Origin of the sequence: Hoyosella rhizosphaerae (assembly GCF_014643175.1) — a bacterium.
GTDB lineage: Bacteria > Actinomycetota > Actinomycetes > Mycobacteriales > Mycobacteriaceae > Lolliginicoccus > Lolliginicoccus rhizosphaerae.
Window position 1 is genome coordinate 10,791 of the sequence record NZ_BMJH01000005.1, and the last position, 11,970, is coordinate 22,760.

Genomic DNA, 11,970 nt, shown 5'->3' on the forward strand with positions numbered 1-11,970 from the left:
GGCCTGTGCGTCGGCATTTTTTGACAAGTGTCGATGAAATCGGTGTGGGATTCGACAAGTCTGGCTGAATGGTCTATCGTTGGACGTTGCGCTGGCTGCCCCCTGTTCATTCCTTGTCTTTCAAATTGGCGCGTTACGCGCTTCTTTGACTGGTGAGGGTTCGTTCCGGTTGCGTCCAGCGGACTCAAACACTCAGTAAAGCAGACGAAAGCGTTTGCCGTCCGCGGGCCGGGCGGCGCGCGTGAGGTGCTGGAAGGACGCATCTTGGCAGTCTCCCGCCAGATCAGTTCAGTGGCCGGCATTCCCGGAGCTCCTACAAGGGTATCTTTTGCGAAAATTCGCGAACCCCTTGAAGTGCCCGGATTGCTCGACCTTCAGTTGGATTCTTTCGAATGGTTGATCGGTGCCGACAGTTGGCGTGAACGCGCAGCTGCTCGTGGCGAAGAAGTTTCCGCCAGCGGTCTCGAATATGTACTTTCTGAAATCTCGCCGATTGAGGACTTCGCACAGTCGATGTCGTTGTCCTTCTCGGATCCGCGATTCGATGAGGTGAAGGCCTCGGTCGCGGAGTGCAAAGAGAAAGACATGACGTACGCGGCGCCTCTGTTCGTCACCGCCGAGTTTATCAACAACGAGACCGGTGAAATCAAGAGCCAAACAGTCTTTATGGGCGATTTCCCCATGATGACCAACAAGGGCACCTTTGTCATCAATGGCACCGAGCGTGTTGTGGTTTCACAGCTTGTTCGCTCGCCGGGTGTTTACTTCGACAAGACGCGCGACAAGTCGACGGAGAAGGACCTTTACAGCGTAAAGGTAATTCCAAGCCGTGGTGCTTGGCTCGAGTTTGACATCGACAAGCGCGACACCGTTGGTGTGCGTATTGATCGCAAGCGTCGCCAGCCCGTCACGGTGCTGCTGAAGGCGCGTGGTTGGACGAATGAGCAAATCACGGAGCGTTTCGGCTTCTCCGAGATCATGATGTCCACGCTTGAGAAAGACAACACTGCAGGCACTGACGATGCACTGTTGGACATCTATCGCAAACTGCGTCCAGGCGAGCCGCCGACTAAAGAAGGCGCCGAAAGCCTGATCGAGAACTTGTTCTTCAAGGAGAAGCGCTACGATCTCGCTCGCGTCGGCCGCTACAAGATCAACAAGAAGCTTGGTCTAGATACAGAATCTGACAAGACTGTCCTCACTGATGAAGACATCGTCTCAACGATTGAGTACCTAGTTCGCTTGCAAGCAGGCGAACGTCGAATGACCAGCGTTACCGGTGTCGATTTGCGCGTCGGTGTCGACGATATTGATCATTTTGGTAATCGTCGTCTCCGCACTGTGGGCGAACTGATCCAGAACCAGATTCGGGTCGGTTTGTCTCGCATGGAGCGTGTTGTGCGTGAACGCATGACAACTCAGGATGTCGAAGCGATCACACCGCAGACGTTGATCAACATTCGACCTGTTGTTGCAGCGATCAAGGAGTTCTTCGGAACATCGCAGCTCAGTCAGTTCATGGACCAGAACAACCCACTTTCGGGCTTGACTCACAAGAGACGCCTGTCTGCATTGGGACCTGGTGGTCTATCGCGTGAACGCGCCGGGCTTGAAGTTCGTGACGTTCACCAGTCGCACTACGGCCGTATGTGTCCTATCGAAACCCCTGAAGGCCCGAACATTGGTCTTATTGGGTCACTTTCGGTGTTCGCTCGGGTGAACCCATTTGGGTTCATTGAGACGCCGTACCGCAAGGTCATCGACGGTCAGGTCACGGATGAAATCCACTACCTCACCGCAGATGAAGAAGACCGTTTCGTCATCGCTCAGGCCAACTCTCCGCTTGACGCGGACAACCGGTTCATCGAGGATCACATCCTGGTCCGCGTGCGACACGAAGGTGACTCCGAAGTGGAGTACGTCGGCGCGACTGACGTTAACTACATGGACGTTTCGCCTCGCCAGATGGTGTCAGCCGCTACAGCGATGATTCCGTTCCTTGAGCACGACGACGCTAACCGTGCACTCATGGGTGCGAACATGCAGCGTCAGGCTGTGCCGCTCCTGCGTAGCGAAGCGCCGCTCGTTGGTACGGGCATGGAACTGCGTGCAGCGTATGACTCCGGAGACGTAATCGTCAGTGAAAAAGCTGGCGTTGTCGAGGAAGTGTCAGCCGACTTCGTCACAGTGATGGCGGACGATGGCACACGTCAGACGTACCAGTTGCGCAAGTTCAGCCGCTCGAACCAGGGCACCTGCATCAACCAGCGTCCGATCGTTGATGAAGGGCAGCGCGTTGAAGCTGGCCAAATCGTCGGCGACGGCCCCTGCACCGACATGGGTGAAATGGCGCTCGGGAAGAACTTGCTCGTAGCGATCATGCCGTGGGAAGGCCACAACTACGAAGACGCGATCATCATTTCGCAGCGTCTGGTTGAGGAAGACACCTTCACATCGATTCAGATCGAGGAGCACGAGATTGATGCCCGCGACACCAAGCTAGGTGCCGAGGAAATCACTCGCGATATCCCCAATGTTGCAGATGATGTGCTCGCTGATCTTGATGAGCGCGGCATCGTACGCATCGGCGCTGAAGTGCGTGACGGCGACATCCTAGTCGGAAAGGTCACACCGAAGGGTGAGACTGAACTGACGCCAGAAGAGCGCCTTCTTCGTGCAATCTTCGGTGAAAAGGCTCGCGAAGTTCGTGACACCTCGCTGCGGGTTCCTCACGGTGAAACAGGCAAGGTTATTGGCGTTCGTGTGTTCTCGCGAGACGAGAATGACGATCTGCCTCCTGGCGTGAACGAACTTGTGCGTGTGTACGTTGCACAGAAACGTAAGATTCAGGATGGCGACAAGCTCGCAGGTCGACACGGTAACAAGGGTGTGATTGGAAAGATCCTTGCTACTGAGGACATGCCATTCATGGCCGATGGCACACCGATTGACATCATCTTGAACACGCACGGTGTTCCACGTCGTATGAACATCGGTCAGGTCTTGGAATCGCACCTCGGTTGGATTGCAAAGACTGGTTGGAAGGTTGATACCTCGCAGGGGCTTCCCGAATGGGCATCGAAGATGCCAGAGGAAGTTCTGGAGGCTCCGCCGAACATCCGCACAGCCACACCGGTATTCGATGGCGCCAAGGAAGACGAACTCACTGGGCTTCTAGGGTCGACACTCCCGAACCGCGATGGTGACCACATGGTTGCGCCAAACGGCAAGGCAGACTTGTTCGACGGACGATCTGGCGAGCCTTTCCCTTACCCGGTCGCTGTTGGCTACATGTACATCTTGAAACTGCACCACATGGTGGATGACAAGATTCACGCACGGTCAACTGGTCCGTACTCGATGATCACCCAGCAACCGCTTGGTGGTAAAGCGCAGTTCGGTGGTCAGCGTTTCGGTGAGATGGAATGTTGGGCAATGCAGGCCTACGGTGCGGCCTACACCTTGCAAGAGCTGCTGACGATCAAGTCGGACGACGTCGTTGGCCGTGTCAAGGTCTACGAAGCGATTGTCAAGGGTGAGAACATCCCTGAACCGGGTATTCCGGAGTCCTTCAAGGTTCTTCTCAAGGAGCTCCAGTCACTGTGTCTGAACGTGGAAGTGCTGTCATCAGACGGTGTTCCCATTCCTATGCACGACACAGATGACGAAGACATTGAGCGCACTGCTGCTAGCTTCGGGATGAACAGCCGAGCGATCTGATATGAGTGCCGTAACGGTTGGATTACCAACGGTTGCGGCACTTAAGTGCCCGTCGCGTAAGCGCGTTCCGGGTGCTTTAGGTGTAGAAGGTAATGCAGTCCGGCCTCGCAAGTCGGAACCCACGAAACCACTTGCGAGGCCTTAACCCTTACGGGGAAAGGAAGTTACGTGCTAGACGTCAACTTCTTCGACGAACTCCAGATCAGCCTGGCCACTGCGGATGACATCAGGAACTGGTCCCACGGCGAGGTCAAGAAGCCGGAGACGATCAACTACCGCACATTGAAGCCAGAGAAGGACGGACTCTTCTGCGAGAAGATCTTCGGCCCAACTCGGGACTGGGAATGCTACTGCGGTAAGTACAAGCGTGTTCGGTTCAAGGGAATTATTTGTGAGCGTTGCGGCGTCGAAGTGACGCGTGCGAAGGTTCGCCGTGAGCGCATGGGCCACATCGCTCTTGCTGCTCCTGTAACGCACATTTGGTACTTCAAGGGTGTTCCAAGTCGTCTTGGCTACCTTCTCGACCTTGCGCCGAAAGATCTCGAAAAGATCATCTATTTCGCCGCTTACGTTATTACTCAGGTTGACGACGAACTGCGCCACAACGAGCTTTCTACGCTCGAAGCGCAGATGAATGTCGACAAGAAGGCTGTCGCAGATCAGCGCGACGCCGACCTAGAGGAGCGTGCGCAGAAGGCTGAATCGGACTTGGCTGAACTCGAAGCCGAGGGCGCTAAGGCCGACGTGCGCAAGAAGGTCAAGGACGGTGCCGATCGCGAGATGCGGCAAATCCGAGACCGCGCACAGCGTGAGATCGATCGCCTTGAGGAAATTTGGAACGTCTTTGCGAAGATGGCTCCGAAGCAACTCATCCTCGATGAACTTCTGTACCGCGAACTCGTTGACCGCTATGGCGAATACTTCGAAGGCGGAATGGGCGCTGAAGCAATTCAGAAGCTTCTCCAAACCTTTGACGTCGACGCTGAGGCTGAGATCCTGCGGGAAACTATCCGCAGCGGTAAGGGTCAGAAGAAGATTCGTGCGCTCAAGCGACTGAAGGTAGTGGCGGCTTTCCAGAGCACTGGAAACTCCCCACTGGGTATGGTTCTCGACGCTGTTCCGGTGATTCCACCGGAGCTACGTCCGATGGTTCAGCTTGATGGTGGCCGGTTTGCTACATCCGACCTCAATGACCTGTACCGCCGTGTCATCAACCGCAACAACCGCTTGAAGAGACTAATTGATCTCGGTGCACCCGAAATCATCGTCGCAAACGAAAAGCGCATGTTGCAGGAGTCCGTCGACGCACTGTTTGACAACGGTCGCCGTGGACGCCCTGTGACTGGTCCTGGTAACAGGCCGCTGAAGTCGCTGTCTGACCTTCTTAAGGGCAAGCAGGGTCGTTTCCGCCAGAACCTTCTTGGTAAGCGCGTTGACTACTCAGGTCGTTCGGTCATCGTTGTTGGTCCGCAGCTCAAGCTGCACCAGTGTGGTTTGCCGAAGCTGATGGCACTTGAGCTCTTCAAGCCGTTTGTTATGAAGCGTCTTGTCGATCTCAACCACGCGCAGAACATCAAGTCCGCAAAGCGGATGGTTGAGCGTCAGCGCACGCAAGTGTGGGAAGTTCTGGAAGAGGTCATCACGGAACACCCAGTGATGCTGAACCGTGCTCCTACACTGCACCGTCTTGGCATTCAGGCGTTTGAGCCAATCCTCATCGAAGGTAAAGCGATTCAGCTTCACCCGCTCGTGTGTGAGGCTTTCAACGCCGACTTCGACGGTGACCAGATGGCAGTGCACTTGCCGTTGTCGGCCGAAGCGCAGGCTGAGGCCCGCGTGCTGATGCTTTCGTCGAACAACATTCTGTCGCCAGCTTCCGGGCGTCCGTTGGCTATGCCACGTCTTGACATGGTCACGGGTCTGTACCACCTCACTCGTCTCGTTGAAGACGGCAAGGGTGCTCGGACAGCCGCAACTGCTGAAGGCCCAGAGCGCGGTGTGTACTCATCGCAAGCTGAAGCGATCATGGCGTTTGACCGTGGTGAACTTGCCCTGCAGGCACCAATCAAGATCCGTTTGTCGCACCGTCGCCCCACCCGTGAGGACGAGAAGGTTCTCTTCCCTGAGGGGTGGAAGTACGGCGATGACTGGATCGCGGACAGCACGCTAGGGCGTGTGATCTTCAACGATCTGCTTCCGGGTGACTACTACTTCGTCAATGACGTTATGCCGAAGAAGCGTCAAGCAGTGATCATTAACGATCTTGCTGAGCGTTACCCGATGATCGTTGTCGCGCAAACTGTGGACAAGCTGAAGGATGCCGGGTTCTACTGGGCAACCCGATCAGGTGTAACCGTCGCGATGTCGGATGTGCTTATTCCGCCGGAGAAACAAGACATCCTCGCAGGGTACGAATTGAAGGCTGAGAAGCTTGAGAAGAAGTACCAGCGTGGTGCGTTGTCATCGGCTGAGCGTCACGACGGGTTGGTTGAGATCTGGAAGCAAGCCACCGAAGAGGTGGGGCGCGCGATGGAGGCTCACTACCCAGATGACAACCCGATTCCGATGATCGTGAAGTCGGGCGCTGCGGGTAACATGACGCAGATTCGTTCGCTTGCGGGCATGAAGGGTTTGGTGACGAACCCCAAGGGTGAGTTCATTCCGCGGCCTATTAAGTCGTCGTTCCGTGAGGGCCTAACGGTTCTTGAGTACTTCATTAACACTCACGGTGCACGTAAGGGTCTTGCTGATACAGCGCTTCGTACCGCTGACTCGGGTTACTTGACGCGACGTCTCGTGGATGTTTCTCAGGACGTCATTGTCCGCGAGGTCGACTGTGGCACTAGCCGTGGTCTAGAAATTCCGATCGCGGAGAAGGGCCCAGACGGCACGCTCATTCCAGTTGAGCATGTTGAGACCAGCGTTTATGCACGAACACTGGCCGCAGATGCGAAGGACGCCGACGGAAACGTCGTTGTTGAGCGCGGACACGACCTTGGTGACCCTGCGATTGAGAAGCTTCTCGAAGCTGGCATCACTGGTGTCAAGGTTCGTTCGGTGCTGACATGCACTACAGCCACTGGCGTGTGTGCGATGTGCTACGGCCGTTCGATGGCTACTGGGCAACTCGTTGATATCGGTGAAGCCGTCGGTATCGTTGCGGCCCAGTCGATCGGTGAGCCTGGTACCCAGTTGACAATGCGTACCTTCCACCAGGGTGGTGTCGGTGAGGACATCACTGGCGGTCTGCCACGTGTGCAGGAACTCTTCGAAGCTCGTGTACCGAAAAACAAAGCACCTATTGCTGAAGTTTCCGGTCGTGTTCGCGTCGAAGACGACGATCGCTTCTTCAAGGTCGTCATCATTCCTGATGACGGTAGCGACGAGGTCGTGGTAGACAAGTTGCCTAAGCGTCAGGGTCTTGCGCGGTTCAAGCATGACGACGGCGTTGAGCGCATCCTCACCGAAGGCGACCATGTAAAGGTTGGACAGGAGCTTCTCGAAGGTTCCGCTGATCCGCACGAGGTTCTGCGTGTACGCGGTCCTCGTGAGGTGCAGATCCACCTTGTCAACGAAGTTCAGCAGGTCTACCGGTCACAGGGTGTGTCGATCCACGACAAGCACATCGAAGTGATCATCCGGCAGATGCTTCGTCGCGTTACCATCATCGACTCGGGAGCGACTGAGTTCCTCCCAGGTTCGCTTGTTGAGCGCGCTGAGTTCGAAGCTGAGAACCGTCGGGTCGTCTCTGAAGGCGGCGAACCGGCAGCAGGTCGTGCAGTGCTTATGGGTATCACCAAGGCATCGCTCGCAACCGATTCATGGTTGTCTGCGGCTTCGTTCCAGGAAACCACCAGGGTGCTCACAGATGCGGCGATCAACCGCCGTAGTGACAAGCTGATCGGTCTGAAGGAAAACGTCATCATCGGTAAGCTGATCCCAGCTGGTACAGGCATTGGCCAGTACCGCGACATTCAGGTTCAGCCGACTGAGGAAGCGCGCGAAGCTGCCTACTCGGTCACATCGTACGAGGACCAGTACTACAGCCCTGATGCTTTTGGTGCGAGTTCCGGTGTTGCGGTTCCACTCGATGACTTCGGTGGATTCCAAGACATTCGCTGACAAGCAGAATGCAGTAACTAAGTAAGTGGCCCCCAGGATCAAATCCTGGGGGCCACTTACGTTTGCATCTGCGACGTACTAGTCGAGGGGGGCGACCCTTGCTTGTGCGTGTGTCTTTCCGTCGATTGCGAACCACGCGGTAAAGCTTTTGTCCTCGTGTCGGACTGCGAGTTGAAGGTCGCTGTCTGGGGCGGTTGGGGCGAGGTATTCGATCGCTGTGCGGGTCGGAATAGCGGTCAATTCTGGGCGGTGAGTGAGCACGTCCTCCACCGCTTGAAGGTAAACAGCATTGTTGACATGGCCTAGCAGGTCGATGTCGACTGAGCGCAGCGGAAACGGCACATTGTGGTCGTTTTCACCGGGTGTCTCAGTGATCATTGGCTTCCATCGCAGCTTCTTGTTTTCTGCGGTGCTACCTAACATTTGCTCGAAGCTTTCGGTGATGCGCGCCGGCATCCCGCTCTGGGCGTTGAGGTTAATCCAGAAGCCTTCGGTTTCGATCAGTCCGCCTTGCTCGGTGCTCAGTTGCACTCGCATCGAGCACCAGCGGCTGGAGATGCCGGAACACCATCGGGAAACTGAGACTCTGCCGGGGAAAGTGATGGGTTCGATGACGTCGATGATGGTGCGCCGCACGACCCAGACGGGATGTTCGGCGCGGGCGCTGACGTGGTCGAGGTGGTCAAACCCTGCGTCTTGAAGGTAGCGGGCTACGGAGTCCCGGCGAAGTATGCGGTTGCGATCGACATCTCCGGCTCGTACAGGCCAACTTGTGGTGAATACGGCAGGATGCTCGTCGGGTTTGGGGGCGAGACGTGTGTCGAACATGAGGTCCTTGTTCTTGCGGCGGGGGAGTATTTGCGACTGCGGGGCTAGCGGGGGACATGAAAGGTGTCGAGGTGACAACTGCCATTGTTTAGTCTGTCCCATGGTTGGTCGGTGGACAATACCGCTAGAGCTGATGTTGGATATTTCGTTCGAATGTGTTGTGCAGCTTCGCCTGTGTCGTTTTCGGCTAACCAGAGAGTCGTATCGGGTATGCCTGGCCAGTGGGCTATTACGAGTAGGGAAGTGACGTCGTTTTCGACGAGTCGTAATTCTTCGATGATGGTGTCGATGTCTGCGCCGTAGAACTCCGGGATGAATGACACTGGGCCGTCGAGTTTTGTGGCGGCGAGGGTGTCTCGGGTTCGCGTAGCTGTGGAACAGAGCGTGAGGTCGATGGAGCCCACGTTGGTCCGAAGCCAGTCTCCTGCTAGGCCAGCTTCGCGTTGTCCTCGGTCGGCGAGGGGGCGGTCGTGGTCGGCGACTCCGAGGGGGTACGCCGACTTTCCGTGGCGCATGAAGATGAGCTTTCGGCCGTTGTCCATGGGTTCTCAGGCTACTAATGCCCTCATGAGCGGGCGGTTGATGTATCGGATTCGTGCCCAAAATGTTGGACATCTGCTAGCTGCTGGCAAATTCTTAGCAAACACGTAGCAAAAAAAGAAGCAATCGTGCTTGCTTCTTTTGAGGGAAGCTGTCAGGCTTGTCTCACATAAATTAACCCTATCGGGAGTGAGTGCATGTCCAATCCTTCTCCGCTCGACGCTCAAAGTCGGGTAGCCAAAGTTGTGGACGATCTCGACGCGGAAGGAGCGGCGCTCGACGCGCTAATAGCTGATCTTCCCGCTGACAGTTGGGCGCTTCCCACACCCGCCGCGGGATGGACAATCGCGCACCAAATCGGCCATCTCGCATGGACAGATAATGCCTCTATCGCTGCAGCGACAAACCCCGACGCGTTCCAAGCGTTGGTTCAGCAGGCATGGACAAACCCGACGGGGTTTGTTGACGAGGCGGCAGAAGAGTGGTCCTCAATTGCCCCCGTGGAGCTACTGGAACGCTGGCGCACTTTGCGAGCAGACCTGTCTCAAGCACTTCGCAACATTGAGCCTGGAACCAAGGTGCAGTGGTTTGGTCCCCCGATGAGTCCAGCCTCGATGGCGAGTGCCCGAATTATGGAAACGTGGGCACATGGACTCGACGTCGCTGACACGTTGGGCGTCACTGTCGAACCAACTTCACGGATTAAGCATGTAGCCCACATCGGCGTGCGTGCTCGTGACTTCGCTTACGCACTCAACCAGCTCACTCCGCCGGCCGAGCAATTTCGCGTAGAGCTCGCTGCGCCGGACGGTGAAACCTGGACTTGGGGCCCTGAGGATGCCAAGCAACGTGTGAGCGGGCCGGCCTTGGATTTCTGCTACCTCGTTACGCAACGTCGCAACCTTGCGGATCTCGACCTCAGCGCGGAAGGCGCAGACGCCGAAAAGTGGCTCACGATTGCGCAGGCATTCGCGGGCCCTCCCGGTAACGGTCGCGCCCCCCTGGGGAAAAAGTAACTTTCAAAGCTTGATTCTGACACTAGGAGCCACGCATGGCACAACAGAAGATGATTCGGGTCGGAAACTGCTCCGGCTTCTACGGCGATCGCATCTCAGCGATGCGGGAAATGCTTGAAGGCGGTGACGTCGACTACATCACGGGGGACTACCTTGCGGAACTAACGATGCTCATCCTTGGGCGTGATCGTATGAAGGACCCCAGCTTGGGGTATGCGAAGACCTTCGTGCGACAGGTCGAGGAATGCTTATCACTCGCGCTCGAGCAGGGTGTAAAGATCGTCACCAACGCAGGTGGCCTCAACCCCGCGGGCTTGGCTGAAAAGATCCGAGAGATCGCTGACAACCAGGGGCTTAAGGTCAATGTCGCCCACGTCGAGGGTGATGACCTTCGCGAACGGGCAGAAGAACTCGGCCTCGGCGCACCGCTCACCGCGAATGCCTACCTCGGCGCTTTTGGGATTGCCGAGTGCCTTAAAGATGGCGCTGACGTCGTCGTCACCGGGCGAGTAACCGATGCTTCTGTCATTGTCGCTCCGGCGATCGCGGCATTCGGTTGGGAACGCACGGACTTCGACGAGCTAGCAGGTGCCGTAGTCGCAGGCCACGTAATTGAGTGCGGCACGCAGGCAACGGGCGGAAACTACTCCTTCTTCACTGAGATCTCCAACCTTGGGCGTCCAGGCTTCCCGATCGCCGAGATCCACTCCGATGGTTCCAGCGTCATCACCAAGCACGAGGGCACTGGGGGAGAAGTCAGCGTCGGTACTGTCACCGCACAGTTGCTGTACGAGATCTCGGGAGCGCGGTATGCGGGACCTGACGTGACCACCCGGATGGACACGATCGAGCTAAGTGAAGATGGCCCGGACCGCGTGCGCATCAGTGGCGTCACCGGGGAAGCTCCGCCGCCGGACCTCAAAGTGTCTCTCAACACGCTTGGTGGTTTCCGCAACCAGGCTGACTTTATTGTCACCGGCCTCGATATCGATAAGAAGGTTGCTCTTGCGAAGGAGCAGCTCGAAGCATGGCTGACGAAACCACCAGCTGAGCTTCGTTGGGAAGTGTCGGGCACGGCTCGTGACGATGCGCCTACCGAGGAACAAGCAAGTTCGATCCTGCGGTGCATCGTCAAGGACATGGACCCGAAGATCGTTGGTCGAAACTTCACTAGCGTTGCCGTTGAACTCGCGCTGGCCAGCTACCCAGGTTTTGCGCTTACCGCTCCTCCCGCAAACGCGCAGCCTTACGGACTTTTCACACCTGGCTATGTGCCTCAGGCGCAGGTCCCGCACGTAGCAGTACTGGCCGACGGAACTCGCAAGGACATTGCGCCTGCACCGGAGACCTTGCCGCTAGTAGATGCTGACAACCCTGTGGTTGAGGCACCCGCAGACCTCGGTGCAACGAAGCGCGTGCCGCTCGGAACGATTGCCGGTGCGCGCAGTGGTGACAAGGGCGGCAACGCCAACATCGGAGTGTGGGTGCGAAGCGATGCCGAGTGGCTTTGGCTAGCTCACACTTTGACCTCGGACAACCTGAAGGAACTGTTGCCCGAAGCGCAGGACCTCACTGTCCACCGGTACGTATTCCCGAAACTTCGCGCTCTGAACTTCGTAATCGAAGGAATTCTTGGCCAGGGGGTTGCCTCCCAGGCTCGCTTTGATCCACAAGCAAAGGGCCTCGGCGAGTGGTTGCGCTCTCGCCACCTTGAAATTCCCGTCGCGTTCCTCGATGCGTAATT

At 56.8% G+C, this 11,970-nt stretch carries 6 protein-coding genes; 4 read left to right on the forward strand and 2 right to left on the reverse strand.

All coding sequences use genetic code 11. The features are described from left to right. The first annotated feature begins 246 nt into the window (after positions 1–246). Both rpoB and IEW73_RS16095 read left to right on the forward strand, forming a co-directional pair. Positions 247–3,720 carry a DNA-directed RNA polymerase subunit beta gene (gene rpoB / locus IEW73_RS16090; protein ID WP_188677775.1) on the forward strand — a complete coding sequence of 1,158 codons (3,474 nt, stop codon included), beginning with the start codon at positions 247–249 and terminating at the stop codon, positions 3,718–3,720. Positions 3,721–3,888: 168 nt separating this feature from the next. Continuing rightward, complete coding sequence (locus IEW73_RS16095) at positions 3,889–7,842, forward strand: DNA-directed RNA polymerase subunit beta' (RefSeq protein ID WP_188677780.1); 3,954 nt, start codon at positions 3,889–3,891, stop codon at positions 7,840–7,842. Between the two features lie 78 nt (positions 7,843–7,920). Here IEW73_RS16095 and IEW73_RS16100 read toward each other — a convergent pair whose 3' ends face one another. Next, entirely contained in the window at positions 7,921–8,670 is a 750-nt protein-coding gene (locus tag IEW73_RS16100) for an acyl-[acyl-carrier-protein] thioesterase (RefSeq protein WP_188677783.1), read from the reverse strand. 44 nt (positions 8,671–8,714) lie between these two features. Then, positions 8,715–9,212: a SixA phosphatase family protein gene (locus tag IEW73_RS16105; RefSeq protein WP_188677786.1), complete on the reverse strand. Its 498-nt coding sequence runs from the start codon at positions 9,210–9,212 to the stop codon at positions 8,715–8,717. 195 nt (positions 9,213–9,407) lie between these two features. Here IEW73_RS16105 and IEW73_RS16110 point away from each other — a divergent pair, with 195 nt between their 5' ends. After that, entirely contained in the window at positions 9,408–10,226 is an 819-nt protein-coding gene (locus tag IEW73_RS16110; RefSeq protein ID WP_188677789.1) for a TIGR03084 family metal-binding protein, read from the forward strand. A gap of 35 nt (positions 10,227–10,261) precedes the next feature. Further along, positions 10,262–11,968, forward strand: coding sequence for an acyclic terpene utilization AtuA family protein (locus IEW73_RS16115; protein WP_229676080.1), 1,707 nt, complete (start codon positions 10,262–10,264; stop codon positions 11,966–11,968). The last annotated feature ends 2 nt before the right edge of the window (positions 11,969–11,970 follow it).

Bases quoted from the DNA above. Each gene is read 5' to 3' on its own strand.
- IEW73_RS16100 (WP_188677783.1), bottom strand. From the start codon at position 8,670: ATGTTCGACACACGTCTCGCCCCCAAACCCGACGAGCATCCTGCCGTA.
- IEW73_RS16105 (WP_188677786.1), bottom strand. From the start codon at position 9,212: ATGGACAACGGCCGAAAGCTCATCTTCATGCGCCACGGAAAGTCGGCG.
- IEW73_RS16110 (WP_188677789.1), top strand. From the start codon at position 9,408: ATGTCCAATCCTTCTCCGCTCGACGCTCAAAGTCGGGTAGCCAAAGTT.
- IEW73_RS16115 (WP_229676080.1), top strand. From the start codon at position 10,262: ATGGCACAACAGAAGATGATTCGGGTCGGAAACTGCTCCGGCTTCTAC.